Origin of the sequence: Luteimonas terrae (genome assembly GCF_004358165.1) — a bacterium.
Lineage (GTDB): Bacteria > Pseudomonadota > Gammaproteobacteria > Xanthomonadales > Xanthomonadaceae > Luteimonas > Luteimonas terrae.
Genome location: NZ_SMTG01000009.1, coordinates 94,246 through 119,553, shown reverse-complemented (window position 1 = coordinate 119,553; position 25,308 = coordinate 94,246). Strand labels below are relative to the sequence as shown.

The following is a 25,308-nucleotide window of genomic DNA, read 5'->3' as shown; positions in this document are numbered from 1 at the left end:
GTTCCGGCGCCATCGCCTGTATCTGCATCGACACAGATCGAAGCAAGACCGGAGGTGCCCATGTCCTCACAGATGCGCGGCTTCAATGCCGAGGACGCCCGCTCGCTCGTCGACGGCTCGCAACGCAGCATCGCCGAATTCGTCGTGGCCGACATGCTGCGCGAGGCCGAGGCGGCAGCGCGCAACTGCCAACGCTCGCTGGTGACGTGCATCCGGCTCAATGGACTGGACGATGCCGACTGCGAGCGCATCGTCGCCGCGATCAGGGGCCGCGGCTTCGAGGTCGAACTCACGCGGGATCAGGACGACGCGACATTCTCGCTGCACTGGTGAGCCAGGCGTCACCGCGGAGCGGGGCGGCGGCTGGACCGCCCGACGAGTCGCGCGCCGGCAGACCGAACAGCGGCCGCAACCAGCCGATCCGCCGGATCAGGCACTCATGGATCAACAGGCAGCCGATGACGGTGATCGCGAGAACCGACAGGGGCTCCAAGACCGGGCCGAGCCCGCGCGGGATGAGGACGTAGGCGGCGAGCACGATCAGGCTCTGGTGCAGGATGTACCACGGGTACACCGCCTCGCTGGCGTAACGCAGTCCCCGCCACGGGCGGTTCAAGGCGTGCGCGGCCCACGCCAGCAAAGCGAGCAGCGCCGTCCACCAGTAGAGCGCATGCGCGCAGGTCGACAGCAGTTTCCACGCCTCCAGCGGCACCCCGGCAGGTAGCGAGTCGACTGTCATCGCGCCGGTCTCGAGCAGACGTCCGATCACCCGCAGGCCCATGTAGATGCCGGCGCCCGACAGCGCGGCGACGGTGAACACCCAGCGTCGCCGCACCAGTGCCGCCCACAATGCGGCGCGATCGGATGCGAACACGCCGAACGCGAACGCCGCACCGTATTGCGCGTGGTTGAACCAGTCGCCCACCAGCGCATGCGTGGAGGGGAATCGCGGCGCGAGCAGCAGCAGCGCGGCCAGCATCCAGAGCGGCGGCACGATCCACAGCCACAGACGCCCACGGCTGCCCAACCAGTCCGCGAATCGAACGCCACCCGACCAGCGCAGCAGCGGCAGAAAGAGCAGGACCAGCATCGTGTAGCTCCACAGATAGGGCAGATACCAGAGATGGTTCCAGGTGAAGCCGTACGCCGCACCGGTGAAGGTGCCGGCAGGCCAAGGACGCAGCTGCAGGTAACGCAGGAGAAAGCTGCCGAAGCCTGCGTCGAACGTGCCCAGCATCCGCGCCTCGCACCAGGCCTGCACCGGCACGATCGCGACGATGCCGAAGGCCAGCGGCAGCAGCAAACGCCAGCTGCGCACGACCATCAGCCGCATCGGCGAGCGGCGCGCCGACACCAGTCCCAGCGCGAGCCCCGAGAGCAGGAACAGCAGCGACATGCGCCAGCGGTTGACCAGCACCATCGGCCATTCCGCCCAGACCAGCAGCGTCGGACTCTTGATGTGGAAGTCCCAGTCCACCACGTAGACCATGCCCACGTGATAGAGGATCAGCAGCGCGAACGCGAAGACGCGCAGGGTGTCGAGATCGTGGCGTCGTGCCATGCGGGGGGCCTGTCGGGGTGAGGCGACACGGTGCGCTGCGATGCGCCCGCCGCACGCCACCGATGGCTTGATGGCGCGGTTCCGGGGACGAATCGTGGCCACGCAGGGACGAACGGCGCCGGTTGTCCGGCACCCGCTGCCTAGAATGCGCGGCATGTCCGATCGTCCCGTCCCGCCACGCTCCGGTGCAGAGCGCTATCTCGCGATCCGTCGACCGGTCGAGGTCGGCTACTGGCTCATCACCTGCCTGCTGTCCGCCGTGGGCAACACCACCACCACGTGGATGGACGTCGAGCGCCTGGGCCTGGGTTTCGCCGCATGGGAGATCGCGAGCTGGGAGAGCAGCAGTGCGGCCGCGTTGCTGCTGCTGGTGCCGGCGATGGTCTGGTTCACCGCGCGCTGGCCGGTGCACCTGGACAACTGGCATCGGCGTCTGCCGGTCTATGCGCTGGCCAGCGTGATCTGGTCGATGCTCCATGTCGGCCTGATGGTCGGCATGCGCAAGCTGGTCTACGCCTGGCACGGCGAGGTCTACGTGTTCGGAGACGCGTTCGTCTACGAATATCTGAAGGATGTGCGCACCTTTCTCGGCATCGTGGTGCTGCTGCACGGCTATCGCCTGCTGGTGCGCCGCCTGCAGGGCGAGGCCTCGCTGCTGGTCGCGCCCGACGACGACAGTCCGCCCGTCGAACCGGTCGAACGACCGGCACGCTTCCTGGTCCGCAAGCTGGGCCGGGAATTCCTGGTGGCAGCCGACGACATCGAGCGGGTGCAGGCGTCGGGCAACTACGCGAACCTGCACGTACGCGGCAAGGTCTATCCGCTGCGAAGCACGCTGGCGGAGCTGCAGGCGCGGCTCGATCCCGAGCGCTTCGTCCGCGTGCATCGCAGCCATCTGGTCAACGTGACCCGTATCGCATCGATCGAACCGCTCGACGGCGGCGATGCACGTGTGCATTTCGACGACGGCAGCGCGGTGCCCTGCAGCCGGCGTCACCGCGAGCAGTTGCGTACCGCGACCGCTGCGTGATCGGCGTCAGGCGGTGCGCGAGGACATCTGTCTGCCGTGGCGGTAGCGATGCCCGGTCCGGTACGCGTCAGCCGGTCGGGTCGACACCGCCGCCGCGTGCGAGGCGAACCAGCCGCGGGTCGAGATCGAATACCGTGCGCGCGACGATGCTCAGCGTGCCGGCGTCGGGGTGTGCCGGGTCCCACACCACTTCGCGGTCGGCCGGCGAGAGCGCGCTCGGTCGGAGGCGGCCCGGACGGTGCGCCGGTGCCTCGCCACGCTGCGCGAGCGGCGATGCGTTCTCGTCTGACCGTCGCGGCTCGCTGGCCGGAGGTGCGATGGCGAAACTGTCGATCCGGTCCAGTGCGACGCGCGCGCTGACGATGCAGACGCGCATGGCCGATGCGTCGCCCTCGACGAGATGGTGCAGCAGCGCCAGTGCGGCCGAAGTGCCGAAGCACACCGGACCTGCGTCCGCGCGATGCGCGATCGACGGCAGGCCGCCGGCATCGGCGTCACGCCCGTCTGGCTCGACCCGGTAGAGATCGATCCAGCCGGTTCCGGGGTCCAGCTCGGGCGAGGCGTTGCGCGTCGTCGCGGTGGACGGCGTCGACATCGACGGGGGATCGCTGGCCGGGAACGTGTCTTCGAGTTCCTGGTCGACCAGATGGGTGTCGGCGGGAGGCGTGGGCATGGCGGTGTCCGTGGTTCGATGATCCGGCAGGCTCGCTGCCGGGCGTTGGGGGATGTCGTCGGCAGTCCCGTAGCCGACGATGGAGCGAAACCTGCGCTCAGTCGGCGAACGGCCAGCAGCAGGCCAGCGCGCCCGCGGCCGCGACGAGTGTCGTCGTCATGGCGATGCGCTGGCCGCCGACGGCGCGACGATGCGCGCGTGCGAAGACCGCGCGCAGCGCGCGCGGATGCAGGCAGGTCGCATCGAAGTGCACCTTCATGCGCGCCAGTGTGCAGGCGGCATACGCCAGCGCCGCGACGACCGCGAGCGTGAAGAAGCCGAGGGCGAACAGGCGCTGCATGGGCGAACCGCGTTGCCCGCCCACGCGAGGCGTGGGCAGGCGCGTCGATCAGCGATGGTGACGCTGGGCCGCCGCTTCGCCTGCATGGCCGGCGCCGAACAGCGGCACCAGCTGCCACACCGCCGACACACCGACGAGCACGTACACCGCACGCGCCAGCAGGGCGTCCTGGCCGCCGAAGATCGCCGCGACCAGATCGAACTGGAACAGACCGACCAGTCCCCAGTTGATGCCGCCGATGATGACCAGGACGAGTGTGATGATGTTGACCGTCTTCATTGCAGTGCTTCCTCGAGTGGGGAGCCCGCACCTTTGCAACGCGGTGGTGAAACAGAAGCGAGTTTTTCCGGTGCATTTCGCGCATTTCGATCGGCATCGCGCTTGCGTGCGATCGCCGTGCGCAGAAGCTGCGCGATCAGTGCGCCGCGGCGTCCTGCACGACGCCCGGAATGGGGGTGGCGTCGGGGAAATGCGCGCGCAGGGTGTCGACGCCGGATTGCGGTCGCGCCCCTTCTGCGAGTGGCGCACGCGCGGCGCGCTTCTGCGCGGTGTCGATGCCGAGCCGCGCATCGCGCGCCGCGACCAGTGCCGGATCGACCTCGCCGTCGCGACTGAAGGACCATGCGAGTGCGGCCGGTCCGAGCGGCAGCGCGTCGCCCGGTGCGGTGCCGTGGCGCGTGTGCCAGGTATGCCAGGTCTTGCCGTAGCTGTTGAGCTTGCTGCGCATGAGTTCGGTCTCCGCGATCCGTGGCAGACCTGGCGCGACGAGCTGTCCGGACAGGATCTCGCCGTTGTGCGGATGCCAGTATGCGCGCTCGTCTTCCGGCAGCGACGCGAAGACACGCGCGGACACGATGTATTCCACGCCCGTCAGGTTGGCGCCCGGCTCCGCACTGTCGAACAGGGCGCACTGGGCGAAGTCCTCGTTGACCTGTCGACAGTAATGGTGCGCTTCCATCTGGTGGTCGGGCGCGTCGCGCATCGGTGGAAGCCGACGATATGGACGTCGAGCTTCGCGGTCGGCCCGTCGTTCTGCAGCACGGCCGCGCCGGCCTTGAGGACATCGGTGCGCGCCGTGGTGTCCGCGCCAGGCGGCGCGAGCGGCGGCGCGTCGTCGCGGCCGCCGCAGCCGGACAGGGCAAGCGCCACGAGCCATGCCCGGGCCGGTCGGATCGATGCCATGCAGGCGTCCTCGAGATCGGGAACGCGGCAGCCTGGGTTGCGGTGTGTCGCGCAAACGCGATTCCCGCAGGGCGAACACGCGCCGACTGGCATCGACCGTGACACACGTGCAGCATCTGCACATGTGTCACGGCGACAGGACCGTCAGTCGCGGTGCGCTGCGAGCAGCAACAGACTCCGGTCGCAGCGCGACAGCCGCGTGCCACCTTCGATGGCGGCCGACGATTCCGGATCGGCAGTGTCCGCCAGCACGCGCCAGGGGCCGGCGGTGTCGTCGGGCAGGACGAAGTCGACCGCATTCGACGCCGCGTTGAACAGCAGCAGCATCGTGACGTCGGTCGCCAGCGCGCGCAGGCCGCTTTCCGGCGCGCGTCCGTCGAGCCGCACCATCAATGCGCGCGCTTCGGGATCGTCCCATTGCGCAGGCGTCAGTTCGGCGCCGTCGGGCGCCAGCCAGGTGATGTCGCGGAAGCCGAGCGTCTCGTCGAACTGTCCGTCGAACCAGCGCGTGCGCCGCAGCAGCGGGTGTTCGCGGCGCAGGCGCGTCAGCCGCGCGACGAAGCGCGACAGCGTGCGGCCGGCCTCGCTGTCCGCGCGATCCCAGTCCAGCCAGGCGATTTCGTTGTCCTGGCAATAGGCGTTGTTGTTGCCCTGCTGGGTGTGGCCGAGCTCGTCGCCGGCCAGCAGCATCGGGGTGCCCTGCGACAGCAGCAGCGTCGCGAGGAAATTGCGCTGCTGCCGCGCGCGCAGCGCGTTGATGCCGGCATCGTCGGTCTCGCCTTCGGCGCCGTAGTTCGCCGACAGGCTGTGGTCGTGCCCGTCGCGGTTGTCCTCGCCGTTGGCCGCGTTGTGCTTGTCGGCGTAGCTGACGAGATCGCGCAGGTTGAAGCCGTCGTGCGCGGTGACGAAGTTGACCGACGCGCGCGGCCGCCGGCCGCGATGGTCGAACAGGTCCGCCGAGCCGGTGAAGCGGCGCGCGACCTCGGGCAGCTGGCCGCCGTCGCCGCGCCAGTAGGCGCGCATCGTGTCGCGGTACTTGTCGTTCCATTCCGACCAGCCCGGCGGGAAGTTGCCGACCTGGTAGCCGCCCGGACCGATGTCCCAGGGTTCGGCGATCAGCTTGGTGCCGGCCAGCAACGGGTCCTGGCCCACTGCGTCCAGGAAGCCGCTGCTGCGGTCGAAACCGTGCGGCTCGCGGCCGAGAATCGTCGCCAGGTCGAAGCGGAAGCCGTCGACGTGCATCTGGTCGGCCCAGTAGCGCAGCGAGTCGTTGACCAGGCGCAATGCGCCGGCATTGGTGAGGTCGAACGTGTTTCCGGTGCCGGTGTCATTGATGTAGTAGCGGCGGTCTTCGGCCAGCTTGTAGTAGCTCGCGTTGTCGATGCCCTTGAACGATAGCGTCGGGCCCAGCTCGTTGCCCTCGGCGGTGTGGTTGTAGACCACGTCCAAGAGAACTTCGATGCCCGCGCGGTGCAGGTGGGCGACCATCTGCTTGAACTCGGCGATGTTGCCGCTGGCCAGATAGCGCGGGTGCGGCGCGAAGAAGCCGATCGAGTTGTAGCCCCAGTAGTTGCGCAGACCGCGTTCGAGCAGGTGCTGGTCGTCGACGAAGGCGTGGATCGGCAGAAGCTCGATGGCGGTCGCGCCGATCGCCTTCAGATGCGCGATCACCGCATCGTTCTTGGTCGCGGCGAACGTGCCGCGCGCGGGCTCGGACACCTGCGGGTGGCGCATCGTCAGGCCGCGCACATGGGCTTCGTAGACCACCGTGCGCTCCCACGGCGTGTGCAGGCGGCGGTCGTCGCCCCAGGTGTGGGCCGGGTCGATGACCGCGGCCTTGGGCATGTAGGCGGCGCTGTCGCGGCGGTCGAAACTCAGGTCGCCATCGCGATGCCCGATCGTGTAGCCGAACAGATGTGGCGCCCACTTGAGTTCGCCGACGATCTGTTTGGCATAGGGATCGAGCAGCAGCTTGTGCGGATTGAAGCGGTGACCGGCGTCCGGCGCGTACGGGCCATGCACGCGATAGCCGTACAGCTGGCCGGGGCGCACGTCCGGCAGATAGCCGTGCCAGATCTCGTCGGTGTGCTCGGGCAGGACGATGCGCTCGGTCTCGCGCCCGCGCGTATCGAACAGGCACAGCTCCACGCGCGTGGCATTGGCCGAGTAGAGCGCGAAGTTGACGCCCAGGCCGTCCCAGGTCGCGCCGAGCGGAAACGGGCGTCCCTCACGGACGCGCGATCGCTGGCGCAGGCGGTCGGGCGTGCTGCGGGTTGCGGCCATCAATGTCCGCTCCCGTCGGCGAAGCCGTGGTCCTCGTGCGTCGCGCGCTGTTCGGCATCGACCAGGCGCTCGGCCATCGCCCAGTGCCGCGTCGCCTGCCCGTCGGGCCGACCTTCGGCGTCCCAGATCTCGCGGGCCAGTTCCCGGATCCGGGCATTGCGTTGTTGCTCGTCCATTCGTTCACCCGTCAGTCGCGGATCAGCACCGCGACAGGAAGCCCAGACCACAGATCGGCGACCGGTTGGTCGCCCCCGTTCCACATTCGATCGCCGAACACGTCGCGCCAGCGGCCCGGCGGCAACGCGAGCCGGGTGTCGTCCCACGCGTCGCGGCGCCAGGCAGGCGCGTCGTCCTCGACCCACGCGCGCGGAAAGGCGCGTGGCACCGCGACGATCGACTGCTGGTCGTCGTGCCGCCGTGTAAAGGCGAGCACCCGATCGCCCCGCGCGCCGTCGCCGTGCAGAGGTGTGTAATCGCCGCGGGCAAACAGAGCAGGGTGGGCGGCCCGCAGCGCGAGCAGGCGCTGCCACACGCGTGCCTTGAGCTGCCCATCGCGCCAGTCGCCCGGCGTCGTCGCGGCATCGGTCTGCCACTGCCTGCGTTGCGCGTAGTCGACCGGGCGACGGTTGTCGGGATCGACGAGTGACAGGTCCCAGCCTTCGCAGCCCTGGTAGAGATCGGGCACCCCCGGCACGCACAGCTGCAGCGTCGCCTGCGCCAGTCCGTAGATCGCGCCCGCCGGCGCGATGGCGTGCGCGGTGTCGGCGAGGGCGCCACGGGTGATCGGGTCTTCCAAGGCCGCGCGCAGCAGCGCATCGCATGCGGCTTCGTAGGCGGTGTCGGGATCGAGCCAGGACGTGCGCAACTTGGCTTCGCGCAGGGCCTTGGACTGCCAACCGGCGACGCGTTCGCGCAGGGTCTCGATGGCGGGCGCATCACCGGCGTCGAGATCCGGCGCCCAGGCGCCGACGAGGGTCTGCCACAGCATCCAGCGGTCGCCGGCGTCCACGGCCGCGCACGCCTGGGGCAACGCGGCTTCGATGACGTCGACGCGTTGCGACCACCACGCCGCATCGCTCGCCAGCACGGCCAGTCGCGCGCGCGCATCGGCGCCGCGCTTGTGATCGTGCGTGCTGGTCGCGACGAGTGCGCGTGGGCTGCGCGTGGCGGCGAGGGCATGGAAGCGTGCAGGCGGCAGCGCCAGTGCGACCGGATGACTGCCGACCTCGTTGCGCGCGAGCAGCACGCCGTGCCGGTAGAACGCGGTGTCCTCGACCGACTTGGCATTCAGCGGCGCCGAGAGCTGTTCGCAGGCCGTGCGGAACGTGTTCGCCAGCGCACCGGGGCGTTGCAGCGCGTCGTCGACGAGCGTGTCGATGGCCGCGCGCAGGCCGGCATCGGATGTGCGTGCCAAGGCGCGATCGGCCGCGCCGCGCCAGCGTGCGCGCGTGTCTGCGTCCGCGCCGCCGCGCGCCGCGTACGTGCGATACACCGGAAACTCCGCCAGCACCGCGTCGAGCGCGTCGCGCAGCATCGGCCCACCAAGTTCCTGCAGCGTCGCGTCGTCGCCGATCAGCGCATCGAGCGCGCGGCCGGTCCGCGCGCGCTCGGCGGCCAGCGCGCCGTGCAGCAGCTGCACCCGCGCGGTGTGTTCCTCGATCGCGAAATCGCCGCTGCGTCCACTGCGCGCGCGCCAGGCGGCGCGCAGCGGCGCCTCACCCTGCGCGTCCAGCAGCACGCCGCCCACCTGGTCCATGAAGTCGTAGCCGGTGGTGCCGTCGCAGTCCCAGTCCTCGGGCAGCATCTCGTCGGGCGCGAGGATCTTCTCGACCAGCAGCACCGGCCGTGCATCCTCCGGCGCGCTTGCATCGAGCGCATGACGCAGGCGTCGCAGATAGCCGCCCGGATCGGCGAGACCGTCCACGTGATCGATGCGCACGCCGTCGATCAACCCTTCGCGCAGCAGGCGCAGCGGCAGCGCGTGGACCGCGTCGAACACCGCGCGACGCTCGATGCGCAATGCCGCCAGCGCGGTGACGTCGAAGAAGCGGCGGTAGTTGATCAGCGTGTTGCCGGTCCGCCACCACGCCAGGCGGTAAGGCTGGGCCAGCACCAGCGCCAGCAGCCGCGCGGGCGCGGGGTTGATCGCCTCGCACCAGCCGTCGAGATCGGCATAGCGCGCGTCCTGGACCGGGAAGTGCGTGCCATGGTGATCCAGCACCACACCGTCGCGCCCGCGCACGGCCCGCAGCACGCCCGCGTCGATCGCCTCGCGCAGCGGCCGGTCGAGCACCGGCAACCACAGCCGACCACCGCGGCCGGGCGCGCGCCAGTCGATGTCAAACCAGTTCGCATGCGGCGATTGCCGGCCGTGGCGCAGCACGTCCCACCACCACGGATTGTCGGCATGCGTGGCCATGTGGTTGGGCACGAGGTCGACGACGATGCCCATGCCCGCATCGCGCGCGGCCTGCGCCAGACGCACGAATCCCGCCTCGCCACCGAGCGCTTCGCTGATGCGGGTGGGGTCGACCTGGTCGTAGCCGTGGGTGGAGCCGGGCACGGCCTCGCCGATCGGCGAGAGATACAGATGACTGATACCGAGCGCGCGGAAATAGTCGAGCTGCGCGCGCGCGGCCTCGAACGGAAAGCCGGCGTGCAGTTGCAGACGCACGGTGGCGCGCAGCGGCGTCATGCGTTCAGGGACCTGGCAGAGGCGAAGGCGGACAGGGACGGCGTGGGATCGATCTCCTGCGGCAGGCGACGCCGCCAGTTCGGATGCGTGTCCACGGTGCCGGGCAGATTCGGTTGTTCGATCAGGCCGAGCGCGTCTTCGGCCGGCAACAGCGCAAGGGGCGCGGGCGCGGCGGCGACGAAGGCCATCCACGCTGCGGGACCGGTTTCGCCGATGGCCGCCGCGCTGGCGGCATCGAGCGCAACGACATCCGCGGCGCGTTCGCGTCGCTGGGCGTCGAGTGTCGCGTCGTCGACATCGTCGATGCGGGCGCGCCATTCCAGGTCGCGTCCGCGCGACCAGCCGACCAGCGTGGGCAGGTCGTGCGTGGTGGTGGTGGCGACGGCATCGCGGCGCCAGCGCCGCGGCGGCAGGAAGGCGCCGTCGGCGTCGCGGGTGAAGGCCAGCACGTCGATGCCCAGCACGCCGCGGCGCGAAAGCGTCTCGCGCAGGCCGGGCGGCACCACGCCGAGGTCTTCGCCGATTACGATGCAGCGCTGGCGCCAGGATTCCAGCGCCAGCAGATTGAGCAGATCCTGCAGTGGCGCACGCAGGTAGGCGCCGGACGATGACGCTGCACCGCGCGGCACCAGCCACAGGCGCAGCAGACCGAGAATGTGATCGATGCGCACGCCCCCGCGGTCGTGCATCGTCGCCCGCAGCAAGGCGCGGAACGGCGCGAAGCCGCTGGCACGCAGGCCCAGCGCATTGAAGCCGGTGACGCCCCAGGTCTGGCCGGCCGCATTGAAGGCGTCGGGCGGCGCGCCGAGTTCGAGAGCGCGCAGCACGGCATCGGGCCACGCGGACGCTTCGGCGCCGCCGGGATCGAAGCCGACGGCGACGTCCGCGATCAGCCCCAGACCCATGCCGCGGTCGTGCGCCGCGCGCTGCACGCGCGACCAGCTGCGCACTGCAAGCCACTGCGCGAAGCGGTGCAGGCCCGCATCGGCGTCGCCGTGATCGGCGGCGGCGTGGCGCGCGAACGCGAACAATGCATCGCCGCCCGCGGCTTCGAATTCCGCGAACGCGGTCAGTGCGGCATCCGGCAGCTGCGCGCGCGCCGCGTACAGCGCACGCAGGCGTGCCCAGCGCAGCGCGACCGCAGCCGGCCAGTCGATCAGCGCATCGTCGCCCGGTGCGGCCTCGAGGCCTATACAGGCGTGGCGTACGAAATCCGGGTCGAGCACCAGCGCCGGCGACGCATACGTGGGTTCGAAGAACCGGCGATCGCTGGGCGCATACGGGCTGCGCACGCCGGACACCGGGCGCGCGGCGTGCACCGGGCTCAGCGCGAGCGCGTCGCCACCGGCGGCGGCGACGCGGCGCACCCATTCGGCGACACCGGCCGCATCGCCGAGTCCGGCATCGTCGGCATGGCGCGTCGCATGCACCTGCACGCCGACACCCCAGGCGCGCGGGTCCGGCACGTCCAGCGCATCGGCCACGCCGAAGCAGCGCACCGGCGCGACGGCCAGCGTGTGCAGCCGGCCGGCGTATTCGAAGGTCCACTCGCCGGGACGGGTCGGCGCACGCGCGACGCCTGCGGCGTCGATCACGCCGTCGACGTGGCTGCCGTCTGCCGATGCGAACCGCAGGCGGCTGTTCGCAAGTCCCGGCAGCTGCACGGTGCCGCCGCTTTCGGCCGTCAGCAGCGGCGGCAGCTGCGTGTCGGCCGCGAGACGCTGCGTGCTGTCGCGGCACTGCGCAGGCGTCGCGGCCGGCAACTCCATCGCCAGCAGGATCGCGCGCAGGTCGGCATCGGACACGGTGCGCGGGACGCCCGCGGCGTCCTCCCAGTGGCGGCACAGACCGGCCGCGTCGGCGAGCGCGTGCAGGGCGGCGCTCATGTCGCGGCCCACCAGCGCAGCAGACAGGTGTCGGGCGGCACGCGGTCGCCGTCGAGGCCGCAGTCGCTGCGGTAGTGGCCGTCGGGCATGTCCGCAGCCGGCAGCGCGATGTCCGCGCCGCCGAGGTTGAGCACCAGTTCGATGCGGCCCTCGCCGTCTGCCCACGTCGCCTGCACGACGCCCGGGCCGAGCACCCGCGCACCGGCCGCGCGCAGTGTCGACAGGCGCGGCACCAGCAGCTGACGGCGCAGGGCCAGCAAGGCGGTGAACCAGGCCACGTGCGCCGCGCCTGCCTGCGTGTCGGCATCGGCCGCGTCCACGCGGGACGATTCGAACGTCGCCAGCGCGTTCGGATCCGGGATGCGGGCGCGCATGTCGGGATCGGCGAATGCGGAGAACTGCGCGAACTCGCGCCGGCGCCCTTCGCGTACCGCGTCGTCGAGCGGCGGCGGGAAATCGGCGAAGAACGGGAACGGCGCCGTGGCGGCCCAGGGTTCGCCCATGAAGAACAGCGGCACCATCGGCGTCAGCGCGGTCAGTGCCAACGCGGCGCGCAGCCGCGGGATCGGCAGGCTTGCGGCGAGCCGGTCGCCAAAGGCGCGATTGCCGATCTGGTCGTGGTTCTGCGCAAATGCGACGAAGTGCCGCGGCGGCACCTGCGCGCTCGGCTCGCCGCGCACCCGGCCGCGCGGATCGGGCTCGCCCTGGTACGCGAAGCCCTCACCGAGCACGCGGGCGAGATGGGCTTCGGGCCGGTCGGCGAACGCCGCGTAATAGCCCTCGTGCTCGCCGGTCAGCAGCACGTGCAGCGCATTGTGGAAGTCGTCGTTCCATTGCGCATCGAAGCCCGACGGCCCCAGCCACGAGGCCGTGTTGTGTTCGTTCTCCAGCACCAAGTGCACGTGGCGATCGGGCGGCAGGCTGGCGCGCACCGCATCGCGCAGCTGGCCGAGAAACGCGGGCGGGCTGATCGCATGCACCGCGTCCAGGCGCAGACCGTCGAAGCGGTACTCGTGCAGCCACATCAGCGCGTTGTCGATGAAGAAGCGCTGCACCTGCGGTCGCTCGAAATCGATGGCCGCGCCCCAGGGCGTATCGGTATCGGCGCGGAAGAATGCGGGTGCGTAGGCGGGCAGGAAATTCCCGTGCGGCCCGAAGTGGTTGTAGACCACGTCCAGGAACACCTGCAGGCCGAGTCCGTGCGCGGCATCGACCAGCGCCTTGAGCGCATCCGGATGACCGTAGGCGGCTGCCGGCGCATACGGCAGCACGCCGTCGTAGCCCCAGTTGCGCGCGCCCGGATACTGCGCCACCGGCATCAGTTCGATCGCGGTGATGCCCATCGCCGCGAGCGCGGGCAGCTGCCGCTGCACACCCGCGTACCCGCCGCAGCTGCCGACGTGCAGTTCGTAGAGCACGACCTCGTTCCACGGGCGTCCGCGCCACGCGTCGTGCCGCCAGACATGCCCCGCGGGATCGAGCACCGCGCTCGGCCCGTCGACGCCGTCGGGTTGCCAGCGCGACGCCGGATCGGGCACGTCCCGGTCTCCGAGGCGATAGCGGTACCGCGTGCCCGGCGCGCAGGCATGGCGCACGTGGAAGCCGCCATCGCCATCGGACCGCATCGGCACCGGCGGCGCATCCTCCGGCAGCAGCCAGGCGACCTCGCAGGCCGGCGCCCAGACCTGGAATCGCACCGCGTCACCGTCGAGCCGCGCGCCCCACGCGGGACCCGGCGCACTCAGCTTTCGCATTCGAGCCACAGCGTCGCCAGCGGCGGCAGGGTCAGCGACAGGGATTGCGCATGGCCGTGCATGCTGTCGGCCACCGTGTGCAGGCTGCCGCCGTTGCCGACGTTGCTGCCGCCGTAGAAGGCGCTGTCGGTGTTGAGGATCTCGCGCCAGCGACCCGCACGCGGCACGCCGACGCGATACCCGTGATGCACCTGCGGCGTCATGTTGCTGACCGCCAGCACCTCACGGCCGCTGGCGCGGTCGTGGCGGATGAAGGCGAACACGCTGTTGGCGTGGTCGTCGCCGACGCTCCACTCGAAGCCCTCGGGCCGGTCGTCGTCGGCGTGCAGCGCGGTATGCGCGCGCAGCAGCCCGTTGAGATCGCCGACCAGACGCTGCAGGCCCGCATGACGAGGCGCGTCCAGCAGCGACCAGTCGATCTCGCGGTCGTGCGACCACTCGCGACGCTGGCCGATCTCGCCGCCCATGAAGAGCAGCTTGCGGCCCGGATGCGCCCACATGAAGCCGTAGTAGGCGCGCAGGTTCGCGTGCTGCTGCCAGTCGTCGCCCGGCATCTTCGACAGCAGCGCGCCCTTGCCGTGCACGACTTCATCGTGCGAGAGCGGCAGCACGAAGCGTTCGGAGAACGCGTAGACCATGCCGAACGTCATCTCGCTGTGGTGATGTGCGCGATGCACCGGGTCGCGCTGCATGTACTGCAGCGTGTCGTGCATCCAGCCCATGTTCCATTTGTGCGAGAAGCCCAGGCCGCCGTCGCCGGTCGGCGCGGTGACGCCTGGCCATGCGGTCGATTCCTCGGCCATCACCCAGACGTCGGGGTGGCGGCTGCGGATCGCATCGTTGAGCCGGCGCAGGAACGCCACCGCCTGCAGGTTCTCGCGGCCGCCGTGCTCGTTGGGCACCCACTCGCCGTCGCCGCGGCTGTAGTCGCGGTAGAGCATCGAGGCGACGGCATCGACACGCAGGCCGTCGAGATGGAAGCGTTCGATCCACTCCAGCGCGCTGCCGACCAGATAGCCGGCGACTTCGTTGCGGCCGTAGTTGTAGATCAGCGTGTTCCAGTCGCGGTGCAGGCCTTCCTTCGGGTCGGCATGTTCGTAGAGCGCGGTGCCGTCGAAGCGCTGCAGGCCGTGCGCATCGTCGGGGAAGTGCGCGCCCACCCAGTCGACGATGACGCCGACCCCGGCGCGATGGCAGGCATCGACGAAGCGCGCGAAGCCTTCGGGATCGCCATGGCGTGCGGTCGGCGCGTACAGGCCGATCGGCTGGTAGCCCCAGGAACCGCCGAAGGGATGTTCGCTGACCGGCAGCAGTTCGACGTGGGTGAATCCCAGATCGCGCACATAGGGCACCAGCGTCGCCGCCAGCGCATCCCAGTCCAGCGGGCTGCCGTCGTCGTTGCGGCGCCACGAGGCCGCGTGGACCTCGAAGATGCTCACCGGCGCGTCGCCGCGTGCGGCGCGGCCGGCCATCCAGGCCGCGTCGCGCCAGACGTGCGTGGACGGCGCGGGCACGATCGACGCGGTCGCCGGCGGCGGCTCGGTGCAGCGCGCCAGCGGATCGGCCTTCTGCGGCAGCATCGCGCCATCGGCCGAGGTGATCGCGTACTTGTAGCGCTGGCCGGCCAGGGTCTGCGGCAGGAACAGCTCCCACACGCCGGCGTCGTGGCGCAGGCGCATCGGATGGCGGCGCGCGTCCCAGCCGTTGAACTCGCCGACCACGGCGACACGCCGCGCATTCGGCGCCCAGACCGCGAAGCGCGTGCCGACGACACCTTCATGGGTCACGGCGTGCGCGCCGAGCGCGTGGCGGATCGCATCGGGATCGCCGGCAGCCAGCAATTGCACGGTCGCGTCATCGAGCACCGTGCCGAAGCGATACGGGTCCTCGGTGTCCTGCACGCCGCCGGGCCAGTCGATGCGCAGGCGATATGCGCTGGCGGCCGGCAAGGTCCATTCGAACAGGCCGCGCGCGTCGGTGGGGCGCATCGCGAGTACTTCGCTGTCTGTTACCAGCGCCACGCCGCGCGCACCCTGCGCCATCACCGTGACCCGGCAGCGTCCGTCGTCGGTGCCGTGCGGGCCCAGGCAGGCGAAGGCGTCGGTCGGCCAGCCTTCGAGCACCGCGTCGAGCGATGCCGGCAGGATCGCGTCCTGGCGTTCCTGATCGACCGCGTCGAGTCCGTCCGTGTGGGCCATGCGGTCGTCCATGCCGTCCGTCATCCGACCGCCCGCATCCGCGTGGCGTTCGCGCGCGTCGTCGTGGTCCGCGTGTACAGCTCGGCATAGCGCGCGCCGGCGCGTTCCCAGCCCGACGGCGTCAGCATCGCCGCGCGACGCATCGCCGACAGCAGCGTCGGCTGGCGCCATGTGCGGAACGCGCGTCCCACGCAGCGGCGCAGCGCATCGGCCGACGGCTCGGCGAACAGGAAGCCGGTCACGCCGTCGTCGACGGTATCGATCAGGCCGCCGGTCGCATGCGCGATCGGCAGGCTGCCGAAGCGCTGCGCGTACATCTGGCTGAGGCCGCAAGGTTCGAAGCGCGAGGGCATCAGCAGGAAGTCGGAGCCTGCGTAGACGCGGCGCGCGGTGGCTTCCTCGAAGCCGATCATCGCCGCGACGTGCGCGGGATAGCGCGCGCACAACGCGCGCACCGACTGCTCGATCGGGCGCTCGCCCTGGCCGACGAACACGATCTGTCCACCGGCCGCGGCGATCTGCGGCGCCACGTCCACCACCAGGTCCAGACCCTTCTGGTGTACCAGGCGCGAGACCACCGCGAACAGCGGGCCACGGCTCTGCGGCAGATGGAAGGCGCGGCGCACGTGCTGCGCGTTGACGTTCTTGCCCTGCCACTGGTTCACGCTGAAGGGCACCTGCAGGTGCGTGTCGGTGCGCGGGTCGTAGCTGGGATCGATGCCGTTGACGATGCCGCTCAGCCGCCCCGCCGCGGCGCGGCGCGCCAGCAGCTCGTCGAGGCCGCAGCCCAGTTCCGGCCCGGTGATCTGCTGCGCATAGCTGATGCTGACCGTGTTGACCTGGTCGGCGAACACGATGCCCGCCTGCAGGAACGACAGGCGTCCGTAGAAGTCGAGCGCATCGCGCGCCGCATCGGGCACGCCCAGCGCGCCGGCCATGGCGTGCGGGAACAGGCCCTGGTAGGCGAGGTTGTGGATCGTCAGCAGGCTCGGCACCGGCGTACCCGACCAGCGCAGATAGCCGGCCGCCAACGCGCAGGGCCAGTCGTTGAGATGCAGCAGTTCCGGCGTCCAGTCCAGACCGGCGGCGCCCGCGGCGATCTGCGCCGCCGCGTACGAGAGCGTGGCGAAGCGCAAGGCGTTGTCGTCCCACTCGACGCCCTCGGCAGTCACATAGGGCGAACCCGGCCGTGCAAACAGTGCAGCGTTGAGCAGGATGTACACCGGCAGGCCGTCAGGCTGATGCACCAGGGCGATCTCGCAGGCCGGCAGGTCCGCATGCGCCTCGATGCGGCCGACAACTTCCGCGCCGATCGCCCGTTCGAGCACCGCCTGGTAACCGGGAATCAGCACGCGCACGTCGTGCCGGTCGCGCAGTGCGCGCGGCAGCGCGGCGGCCACTTCACCCAGGCCGCCGGCCTTGATGAAGTCGCTCATCTCCGACGTCACGAACAGCGAGCGATGTGCATCCGGTGCGCACGGCGCGGTGGCGACGAGGCAACGCTGGAAGCGGCCCTTCGCATCTCGGAGCCGGGGGGATTTCGAGCGCAGGGCGCCTGCACTGGCTGCACGTCGTGTGCGGCCGGCGCTGTCGGGAGCGGGCATAACGGTTCGATCCAGGGGGAGGTGGTTCGGCTGCCGAGGTGCACGGCAGTGTTGCCGGAACAGCAACGCCTTCTGGGGGCGTCTGGCACGGACTATCGGCAGCGCGTCATCATGCGCGCGTGAATCCGGATGACGGTTTGAAGACAGCGCGTGCAACTTTCGCAGGCGCGTGCACGTCAGGACGCAGCCGCGCCCGACGCGCACAGGATTCACGTTTGCGCCTCGACGCCGACGCCAGTCTCCGCCTTCCTTCCGAACGGAGACGCTGATGCGGGGCATGCAACGGGCAGTGCAGCGCTTGAGCACACCGGCAACGCGCCAAGGCGCGCTGCGCATCGTCGCGTGTCGCACGACCGGCGTGGTGGCAGATGCCGCCTGAGCTGATCGGATGGCTCGCGTCCGCGATCCTGTTGGCGACGCTGATCCGGCAGATCGCCACCCAGGTCCGAGACCGCAACGCGCAGGGCGTCTCGCGCTGGCTGTTCATCGGCCAGATCGCAGCGTCCACCGGCTTCGTGACCTACAGCGCGCTCGTCGGCGACTGGGTCTTCATCGTCACCAATGTCTGCATCCTCGCCACCGCGGTGTTCGGACAGATCGTGACCTGGCGTCATCGCCGCCACGCATCCGCACGCGGCGCAGACCCGACACCGGCGCCCGACGCACGCGCCGACACCGCCCACCCAGCCGCTGCAGGAGACCCCACATGAGCGACGACAAGCGCAACACCGGCACGCCGGACCGCGACCGCATCAATCTGAGCGAAGACTACGAAGTGCAGTACTGGACCCAGGCACTGGGCGTCTCGGAAGACGAACTGCGCGAGGCCGTGGACGCCGTCGGTTCGACGTCCGAGGCCGTGCGCAACCATCTCGCCCAGCGCGGCTGAGCGATCAGGCCCGGCGCGCGTGGAGCGCGCGCGCTGCGGCCCGCACCGGGATGTCGCAGTGGCGCAGCACCGCGAGGGCGTGCATGCGCCGCGCCGGACTGCTCGATGCGACGCAGTCGGAGACCACGCAGACCTCGAGTTCGCGGATGCGCGCATCGAGTGCCGTGGCCAGCACACAGGATTCGGTCGAGACGCCGGTGACCAGCACGCGCGCGACGTCGCGAGACTTGAGCAGGTGATGCAGCGCGGTCTGGTGGAACGCCGAATGGCGCGGCTTGAGCACGTGCGCATCGTCGGCGTCCGGCGCAATCGGCTCGAGCACCTCGCGCGCCGGTGACTGGCGTGCCAGCTGCACCAGCGTCTGGAAGTCGCTGCTCCAGTCGGCGAAGTTGTCGTTCGCGTAGACGCACAGCCCGCCCGCGGCCTTGACCCGGGCCTTGAGCGCCGCGAGTCGCGGCGCAATCCCGTGCGCGGCGCGCCTCAAGGACGCGCCGCGTGGGAAATCGAACGTGCTGACCATGTCGACGATCAGCAGTGCGAGGGGTGGGGATGACTGCTGCATCGTCTGCTGGCGCCGCGTCGACCGTGCACGCGGCGCCGCCATGCCGTCAGCGCAGCACCGCGCCGGCGCCGGGACCTGCGCCGAGTTCCGCGCCGGTGACCGGATTGGCATCGGGCACGGACGCGGTGCGCGCCGCGAACGCCTCGAGCGCGGCCGCTTCGGCCGGTTTGAGTTCGACCGTGGCCAGCCCGTCGCCGCCGTCGACCGCGGCCTGCTGCTCGCGCTCGGACACCGGCGTCCACAGTTCGCCAGAATTCCAAGACGCGACCACGTCGTCGCCGTGCGACATGTCGTAGTAGACGTCGGTATAGGCCGGATTGCCCGGCAGCTTGCCCGGCGGGAAGTTCGGCGTGATCGAGTACAGGGCTTTCTCGAACGCCTTCTGGTGCGCCACCTCGCGCGTCATCAGGAACGTCAGCGCATCCTGGATGCCGGGGTCGTCGGTCACGGTGATCAGGCGCTCGTAGACCATCTTCGCGCGCGCTTCGGCGGCGATGTTCGAGCGCAGGTCCGCCGTGGGCTCGCCGATGGTGTCGACGTAGCCAGCCGTCCACGGCACACCGCTGGAATTCACCAGCGCCGGACCGTTGCCGTACAGGATCGCCTGCGTCTGGCTGGTGCTGTTGCCGGTGAGGTGGCGCATCTCGGCCATCTCCTCCATGCCCTCGGCGAGTTCGCCCTTGGCGCCCTTGTTGAGCATGGTGATGATCGAGCCGATGATTTCCAGGTGGCTGAGTTCCTCGGTCGCGATGTCGAAGAACAGATCCTTGCGGCCTGCATCGTCTTCGGCCAGCGCCTGGGTGAAGTAGCGCATCGCGGCGGCCAGTTCGCCCTGCGGGCCGCCGAACTGTTCGAGCATCAATGTCGCCAGATGCGGATTGCTCTCGCGTACGCGGACCGTGTACTGCAGCTTCTTGTTGTGCATGAACATGCGTCACCTGCCTTGGGTCGGGTGGGGTCGGGAGCCTGGTCGCCGGCAGTCGCGCGGCGTCGTGTGTCCAGGAGCGCCCACAGCAACAGCGCATGCATCAAGCAATCGCGAATCCACCGCGGCGATTCGCATGGCGCATGTGCGTGCCTGCAGGGCTTGCAGGCGACACGCAGGTGTTACCCGCGCGCCGATTTCGACACCCACGTGCGCGCACGGAATTCGCGCTTGCTCCACCGCGACATGGACACGCTCGCCTGCCCCTTCCATTGGAGAACGACATGACGACGGACGCCCGCGAACATCTGCTCGACTGGCTGCGCGATGCCCATGCCATGGAGCAGCAGGCCGAGAAGATGCTCAAGGCCCAGGCCGCCCGCATCGAGCACTACCCGCGTCTGAAGGCGCGTATCGAGGAGCACATCGAGGAAACGCTGGGCCAGCAGCAGGCGCTCGAAGGCTGCATCGCGCGTCTCGACGGTTCGCCGTCGGTGGTCAAGGACACCATGGGCAAGCTCGCCGCGCTCGGGCAGGCGATCGGCGGCATGACCGCGAGCGACGAGATCGTCAAGGGCGCGATGGCCGGCTACGTGTTCGAGAACGTCGAGATCGCCTCGTACACCGCACTGATCGCCGCGGCCGAGGTGGTGGGCGACCACGAGACCAAGCGCGTCTGTGAGCAGATCCTGCAGCAGGAAGTCGCGATGTCCGAATGGCTCGCCGCGCACCTGCCCGAGGTCGTGCAGGAGTTCCTGGCACGTTCGGAAACGCCAGGCGTGACCGCGCGCAAGTAACACAGGACCGTCGGGCCGATTGCAGCGTGGACTGCGCTGCATCGGCCCCACCGTGTCCTGCACACGTCTCCTTCGAGGAACCCGATCCGATGCAGACGATGTACACCGTGTTCGAACCGGCGGCCGATGGCGCGATGACGCCCGTGACCGAGATCAGTGGATCCCTGCGTCAGCAGGGCACGGCCTGGGAGATGGTGACCCCGGACACGGTGATTCCCGGCACGCTCGTCGGGCATCCTCTGTCGGGCCACGTCTTCACCGACACCGCAGGACGCGAGTACCGCGTGCTCTGACGTCGCGTCGCCGGAAGCGCCACGCTCGAACCGCGCTGCGCGTGCACCTCGCCCGGCATCTCCCGGCGTCGCGCCGGGAGATCAGCAGGCTACGCGTTTACCTGCGTTCGGCGCCGGGGCCCTGGCGCGACGGCGTGTCGCCGCCCTTGTCGCCATCGTCGCCACCCAGCGATTCGCTGCCCTGGTCGGGATTGCGATCGCCTTCGCTGTGATCGGAAGGACCTTCCGCGCTCTGGTCGGCGAACGCGCCTTCATTGCCGCTTCTGGGATGCGCCATCTTGCACCTCGATGCATCGGTTGCGCGGCCGGTGCGACCGCGTCACCAGCGTCCGCGTCGAGGCGTGGAGCGGATCTGAATTCCACCGCGCGTCGCGCGCGCACTCGACGCGCGCCACACTGCGATCTCAGCGTCCCCGCGCGCGGGCGAACGCATCGGCCAGCGCGTTGTTGGCCGGCGGCGCCGATGCCGCGGGCTTGCCGCCCCCCGGTCGTCCGCCGCGCGGGCCGCCGGGTACGCGCGATTCGCTGCGCATCTCGCGCGCCGGCTTCTCGCCGGGCACATCGTCCATGCGCCGGGTCAGCGCGATGCGCTTGCGCGCCACGTCGACCTCCAGCACCTTCACCTTGACGATGTCGCCCGCCTTGACCACGTCGCGCGGGTCCTTGACGAAGGTGTCCGACAGCGCGGAGATGTGCACCAGTCCGTCCTGGTGCACGCCGATGTCGACGAAGGCCCCGAACGCGGCGACGTTGCTGACCACGCCTTCGAGAATCATGCCGGGGCGCAGGTCCTTGATGTCTTCGACGCCGTCGGCGAACTGCGCGGCCTTGAACTCGGGGCGCGGGTCACGGCCGGGTTTCTCCAGTTCCTTGAGGATGTCGCGCACGGTCGGCACGCCGAACGTCTCGTCGGTGAACTGTTCGGGCTTGAGCCCGCGCACGAAGGCGCCGTCGCCGATGATCTGCCGCACGTCGCGGCCGCTGCTGCCGGCGATGCGCTCGACCACCGGATAGGCCTCCGGGTGCACCGAGGACGCGTCGAGCGGCTCGTCGCCATCGGCGATGCGCAGGAAGCCCGCGCACTGTTCGAAGGTCTTCTCGCCGAGGCGCGGCACTTTCAACAGATCCTTGCGGCGCTTGAACGGCCCGTTCGCATCGCGGTGCACGACGATGTTCTCGGCCACGCCCGAAGACAGGCCGGAGACGCGCGACAGCAGCGCGCTCGAAGCGGTGTTCACGAACACGCCAACCGCGTTCACGCAGTCCTCGACACGCGCGTCGAGTGCGCGGGCGAGGCGGTACTGGTCGACGTCGTGCTGGTACTGGCCCACGCCGATCGCCTTGGGATCGATCTTGACCAGCTCGGCCAGCGGGTCCTGCAGCCGACGCGCGATCGACACCGCGCCGCGCAGCGACACGTCCAGACCCGGGAATTCCTTCGCTGCCGTTTCCGATGCCGAATACACCGATGCACCGGCCTCGCTGACGACGATCTTCTGGATCTTCTGCTCGGGCAACAGCTTCAAAAGATCGCCGGCCAGCTTGTCGGTCTCGCGCGAGGCGGTGCCGTTGCCGATCGCGATCAGCTGCACGCCGTGCTCGACGCACAACTTGCGCAAGGCATGCAGCGACTGGTCCCACTGCCGGCGCGGTTCGTGCGGATAGATGGTGTCGGTCGCGACGAGCTTGCCGGTCGCATCGACCACGGCGACCTTGCAGCCGGTGCGGATGCCCGGGTCGAGACCCAGCACCGCCTTCGGGCCGGCGGGCGCGGCCAGCAGCAGGTCTTTGAGGTTGTCGCCGAACACGGTGATCGCTTCGGCCTCGGCCTTCTCGCGCGCCTTGCCGAACAGATCGATCATCAGGTGCAGGTGGATCTTCGCGCGCCACGCGAGGCGGCAGGCGTTGAGCAGCCAGGCATCGGCCGCGCGCGACTGCGCGGCGATGCCGGCGTGGCGCGCGATGCGGCCTTCGGCATACGCGTTGCCCTGTTCGGCGTCGCTGCCCGGATCGAGTTCGAGGGTCAGGAATTCCTCGCGACGGCCGCGGAACAGCGCCAGCAGGCGATGCGAGGGAATCCTCGCCAGCGCTTCGCTGTGGTCGAAGTAGTCCTGGAACTTCTCGGCTGCGCTCTCTTTGCCTGCGACGACCTTCGCGCGGATGACGCCGTTGGCGTCGAGCCAGTCGCGCAGTTCGCCCAGCAGGGCGGCATCCTCGCCCCAACGCTCCATCAGGATCGCGCGTGCACCTTCCAGCGCGGCCTTGGCATCGGCAACGCCCTTGTCGGCATCGACGAAGCCGGCGGCGAAATCTTCGGGCACCCGAGTAGGATCGGCGAGCAGGCCATCGGCGAGTGGCTCCAAGCCGGCCTCGCGCGCGATCTGCGCACGTGTGCGGCGCTTCTGCTTGTAGGGCAGGTAGAGATCCTCGAGCCGTGCCTTGCTGTCGGCCGCTTCGATGTCGCCGCGCAGTTCCGGGGTCAGCTTGCCCTGTTCGTCGATGCTGGACAGGATCGCGGCGCGCCGGTCCTCCAGTTCGCGCAGATACACCAGGCGCACCTCGAGATTGCGCAGCTGCGTGTCGTCGAGACCGCCGGTGACTTCCTTGCGGTAACGCGCGATGAAGGGCACGGTCGCGCCTTCGTCGAGCAGTTCGATCGCGGCGATGGCCTGTGCGGGCTGGGCGGCGATTTCGGCGGCAATGGTCTCGGCGATGCGTCGGGCGAGGGCGGCGTCGGGCTTGGACATCGGTTCCACGGGAGGTCGCGGCAGCAGCGCCGCGCGTGGATTGTCGCCGCCGGGTCCGGACAGCGGTACCCGTTGACAGCCCCTGTCCCTCACGGTTCCGGGCGCCGCGATGGATCAGCGCCCGATGACGTTGACGCCCAGCACTGCCAGCAGCACCAGCGCGAGATAGCCCAGCCATGCCCACCAGCGCGGTCGGCCCGGCGCCGTGGTCGCGTCGGCGGCCGCCGCGGTGGCGTCGTCGGGCAGGGCGTAGTCGCCAGCCTCTAGCCGCTGGAGGATGCCCCGTGCGCGTTCGAGCTGGTCGTCGGGCACGTGCAGCTTCACGCCGCCGATCGCCAGTCGCCATTCCCAGTTCGCCAGCGCCGTGTGCGCATCGCCGACGTGCACCTCGATGCCCTCGGCCTGCAGCAGGCCGCAGGCGATCTGCGCCTCGATCGGGTCGTCGTAGCGGGCGACGATGGTGGTCATGGCCGGGTCCTTGAGGCTGCATGCATGGACGAAAGGGTACCCTTGCGCACTGAATCCGACGCTCACTGGAGCTGGGCCATGCCCGTCGAAACGCCTGCGCTGCGCCGTGTGCGCCTGTCCCTTGCACCGCTCGCCTGCGCGTTGCTGCTGCTCGCCGGCTGCGGCCGCGACGACGCGACGCCCGCCAGCGGTTCCGGTGACACGGCGGCGGTGGAATCGCAGAGCCAGGTCGTCGAGTGGGCGTTGCCGGCGACCACCCCCGGTTCGGCCTCGCCGGACCTCGTGGCCGGCCCCGGCGGTCAACTGCTGCTGTCGTGGGTGAACTCGCGCGAAGGCCGGCGCCACGTGTTCCAGTTCTCGCGTTTCGACACCGCCGAGCAGCGCTGGCGCAACGCGCCGACGACGATCGCGATCGGCAACCGCATGTTCGTCAACTGGGCCGACACCCCGCACGTCCTGCCGACCGCCGATGGCGCGTTGTGGGCGCACTGGCTGCAGAAGAACGGCGATGCGCCGTATGCCTACGACGTGGCGCTGGTGCGCTCGCGCGATGGCGGTTCGAACTGGGGCGCCTACACCGTGCCGCACGACGACGGCACGCAGACCGAACACGGCTTCGTGTCGATGTGGCCGCAGGGCGACGGCATCGGCATCGCCTGGCTCGATGGCCGCAATACGGTGGGCGCGAGTCACGAAGGCCACGAGGCCGATCACGATGCGCATACCGGCGGCCGCCCGATGACGCTGCGCGCGGCGCAGTTCGACGCGGGCCTGGCGCGCGTGCGCGAGCAGGAGATCGACGCGAGCGTCTGCGACTGCTGCCAGACCGCGGCTGCGGTCACGGCGAAGGGGCCGCTGGTCGTCTATCGCGGCCGCACCGAAGGCGAGGTGCGCGACATCATGGTCACGCGTCTGGAAGGCGAGGGCTGGACGACGCCGGCCGCGGTGCATGCCGACAACTGGGTGATGCCGGCCTGTCCGGTCAACGGGCCCGACGTCGCGGCGCAGCAGGCGGGTGTCGTGGTCGGCTGGTACAGCGCGCAGTCCGGCACGCCGCAGGTGCAGATCGCGCACAGCATGGATGCCGGCGACAGCTTCGCCGCGCCGATCGTGCTCGACCGCGACGCTACCGTGCAGGGCCGCGTCGCCGTCGCGCTCGACGAGCGGCAGGCCTGGGCCTTGTGGATGCGCGAGGACGCGGCCGGTACGCAGAGCCTGTGGCTGTCGCGTCGCAGTCCGGACCTGGTCACCGAATACGAGCGGCTGGAAGTCGCGCAGCCGCAGGGTCGGGGTCGCGGCACGGGCTTTCCGCAGATGCAGGTGCTCGGCGGGCAGGCCTACATCGTCTGGACGGATGTCGTGGACGGTGCCCCGCAGCTGCGGGGCGTGCGCGTCGTGCGCTGAGTCGGACAGCCGGGCAC

23 protein-coding genes and 1 pseudogene are annotated in these 25,308 nt (G+C 70.2%); 7 read left to right on the top strand and 17 right to left on the bottom strand.

Going from position 1 to position 25,308, the window contains the following annotated elements; translation table 11 throughout:
* The first annotated feature begins 60 nt into the window (after positions 1–60).
* A complete protein-coding gene (locus tag E2F49_RS15800) occupies positions 61–333 on the top strand; it encodes a hypothetical protein (RefSeq protein WP_133394784.1) in 273 nt (90 codons plus the stop codon).
* On the opposite strand, the gene E2F49_RS15795 is transcribed toward E2F49_RS15800, so the two are convergent.
* Positions 290–1,561: an acyltransferase family protein gene (locus E2F49_RS15795; protein WP_133394783.1), complete on the bottom strand. Its 1,272-nt coding sequence runs from the start codon at positions 1,559–1,561 to the stop codon at positions 290–292. The genes E2F49_RS15800 and E2F49_RS15795 overlap by 44 nt on opposite strands.
* Positions 1,562–1,706: 145 nt before the next feature.
* Between E2F49_RS15795 and E2F49_RS15790 the strand changes: the two genes are divergently transcribed.
* A complete protein-coding gene (locus E2F49_RS15790) occupies positions 1,707–2,591 on the top strand; it encodes a LytTR family DNA-binding domain-containing protein (protein ID WP_425481404.1) in 885 nt (294 codons plus the stop codon).
* A 67-nt stretch (positions 2,592–2,658) separates the two neighbouring features.
* Here E2F49_RS15790 and E2F49_RS15785 read toward each other — a convergent pair whose 3' ends face one another.
* From E2F49_RS15785 to glgA, 11 genes and pseudogenes are all read right to left on the bottom strand, one after another.
* A complete protein-coding gene (locus tag E2F49_RS15785) occupies positions 2,659–3,264 on the bottom strand; it encodes a hypothetical protein (protein WP_133394781.1) in 606 nt (201 codons plus the stop codon).
* A 97-nt stretch (positions 3,265–3,361) separates the two neighbouring features.
* Entirely contained in the window at positions 3,362–3,604 is a 243-nt protein-coding gene (locus E2F49_RS15780; protein ID WP_133394780.1) for a hypothetical protein, read from the bottom strand.
* Positions 3,605–3,652: 48 nt separating this feature from the next.
* A complete protein-coding gene (locus E2F49_RS15775) occupies positions 3,653–3,883 on the bottom strand; it encodes a DUF378 domain-containing protein (protein ID WP_055250396.1) in 231 nt (76 codons plus the stop codon).
* Positions 3,884–4,019: 136 nt separating this feature from the next.
* Positions 4,020–4,786, bottom strand: a pseudogene (locus E2F49_RS15770) (OBAP family protein).
* A 144-nt stretch (positions 4,787–4,930) separates the two neighbouring features.
* Entirely contained in the window at positions 4,931–7,069 is a 2,139-nt protein-coding gene (gene glgX, locus E2F49_RS15765; RefSeq protein ID WP_133394779.1) for a glycogen debranching protein GlgX, read from the bottom strand.
* Complete coding sequence (locus E2F49_RS15760; protein WP_133394778.1) at positions 7,069–7,245, bottom strand: DUF2934 domain-containing protein; 177 nt, start codon at positions 7,243–7,245, stop codon at positions 7,069–7,071. The genes glgX and E2F49_RS15760 overlap by 1 nt, the downstream gene beginning before the upstream one ends.
* 11 nt (positions 7,246–7,256) lie before the next feature.
* Complete coding sequence (treY, locus tag E2F49_RS15755) at positions 7,257–9,764, bottom strand: malto-oligosyltrehalose synthase (RefSeq protein WP_133394777.1); 2,508 nt, start codon at positions 9,762–9,764, stop codon at positions 7,257–7,259.
* Positions 9,761–11,650 (bottom strand): 4-alpha-glucanotransferase, encoded by a 1,890-nt coding sequence (locus E2F49_RS15750; protein WP_133394776.1) that lies wholly within the window; start codon positions 11,648–11,650, stop codon positions 9,761–9,763. The genes treY and E2F49_RS15750 overlap by 4 nt, the downstream gene beginning before the upstream one ends.
* Positions 11,647–13,404, bottom strand: coding sequence for a malto-oligosyltrehalose trehalohydrolase (treZ, locus tag E2F49_RS15745; RefSeq protein ID WP_133394775.1), 1,758 nt, complete (start codon positions 13,402–13,404; stop codon positions 11,647–11,649). Before treZ ends, E2F49_RS15750 begins: the two co-directional genes overlap by 4 nt.
* Positions 13,392–15,602, bottom strand: a complete 2,211-nt coding sequence (gene glgB, locus E2F49_RS15740) for a 1,4-alpha-glucan branching protein GlgB (protein WP_243713628.1) — start codon at positions 15,600–15,602, stop codon at positions 13,392–13,394. Before glgB ends, treZ begins: the two co-directional genes overlap by 13 nt.
* Before the next feature lie 20 nt (positions 15,603–15,622).
* Positions 15,623–17,206 carry a glycogen synthase GlgA gene (glgA, locus tag E2F49_RS15735; RefSeq protein WP_133394773.1) on the bottom strand — a complete coding sequence of 528 codons (1,584 nt, stop codon included), beginning with the start codon at positions 17,204–17,206 and terminating at the stop codon, positions 15,623–15,625.
* 368 nt (positions 17,207–17,574) lie between these two features.
* Here glgA and E2F49_RS15730 point away from each other — a divergent pair, with 368 nt between their 5' ends.
* The gene (locus E2F49_RS15730; protein WP_133394772.1) at positions 17,575–17,916 is read left to right on the top strand and encodes a hypothetical protein; all 342 of its coding nucleotides are present in this window, start codon (positions 17,575–17,577) and stop codon (positions 17,914–17,916) included.
* Complete coding sequence (locus E2F49_RS15725; protein WP_133394771.1) at positions 17,913–18,095, top strand: DUF3606 domain-containing protein; 183 nt, start codon at positions 17,913–17,915, stop codon at positions 18,093–18,095. The genes E2F49_RS15730 and E2F49_RS15725 overlap by 4 nt, the downstream gene beginning before the upstream one ends.
* Before the next feature lie 4 nt (positions 18,096–18,099).
* On the opposite strand, the gene E2F49_RS15720 is transcribed toward E2F49_RS15725, so the two are convergent.
* Entirely contained in the window at positions 18,100–18,657 is a 558-nt protein-coding gene (locus E2F49_RS15720) for a cysteine hydrolase family protein (protein WP_165971271.1), read from the bottom strand.
* A 46-nt stretch (positions 18,658–18,703) separates the two neighbouring features.
* Positions 18,704–19,588: a manganese catalase family protein gene (locus E2F49_RS15715; RefSeq protein ID WP_133394769.1), complete on the bottom strand. Its 885-nt coding sequence runs from the start codon at positions 19,586–19,588 to the stop codon at positions 18,704–18,706.
* 278 nt (positions 19,589–19,866) lie between these two features.
* Between E2F49_RS15715 and E2F49_RS15710 the strand changes: the two genes are divergently transcribed.
* Entirely contained in the window at positions 19,867–20,379 is a 513-nt protein-coding gene (locus E2F49_RS15710; RefSeq protein ID WP_133394768.1) for a ferritin-like domain-containing protein, read from the top strand.
* 89 nt (positions 20,380–20,468) lie between these two features.
* On the top strand, positions 20,469–20,672 hold the full coding sequence (locus tag E2F49_RS15705) for a hypothetical protein (protein WP_133394767.1): 204 nt from the start codon (positions 20,469–20,471) through the stop codon (positions 20,670–20,672).
* A 97-nt stretch (positions 20,673–20,769) separates the two neighbouring features.
* Here the strand turns inward: E2F49_RS15705 and E2F49_RS15700 are convergent, their stop codons facing one another.
* From E2F49_RS15700 to E2F49_RS16535, 3 genes are all read right to left on the bottom strand, one after another.
* Positions 20,770–20,949 (bottom strand): hypothetical protein, encoded by a 180-nt coding sequence (locus tag E2F49_RS15700; protein ID WP_055250374.1) that lies wholly within the window; start codon positions 20,947–20,949, stop codon positions 20,770–20,772.
* A gap of 127 nt (positions 20,950–21,076) precedes the next feature.
* Positions 21,077–23,419: a Tex family protein gene (locus E2F49_RS15695; protein WP_133394766.1), complete on the bottom strand. Its 2,343-nt coding sequence runs from the start codon at positions 23,417–23,419 to the stop codon at positions 21,077–21,079.
* A gap of 114 nt (positions 23,420–23,533) precedes the next feature.
* On the bottom strand, positions 23,534–23,887 hold the full coding sequence (locus E2F49_RS16535) for a putative signal transducing protein (RefSeq protein ID WP_165971270.1): 354 nt from the start codon (positions 23,885–23,887) through the stop codon (positions 23,534–23,536).
* A gap of 78 nt (positions 23,888–23,965) precedes the next feature.
* On the opposite strand from E2F49_RS16535, the gene E2F49_RS16530 reads away from it, so the two are divergent.
* Complete coding sequence (locus tag E2F49_RS16530; protein WP_165971269.1) at positions 23,966–25,291, top strand: sialidase family protein; 1,326 nt, start codon at positions 23,966–23,968, stop codon at positions 25,289–25,291.
* The last annotated feature ends 17 nt before the right edge of the window (positions 25,292–25,308 follow it).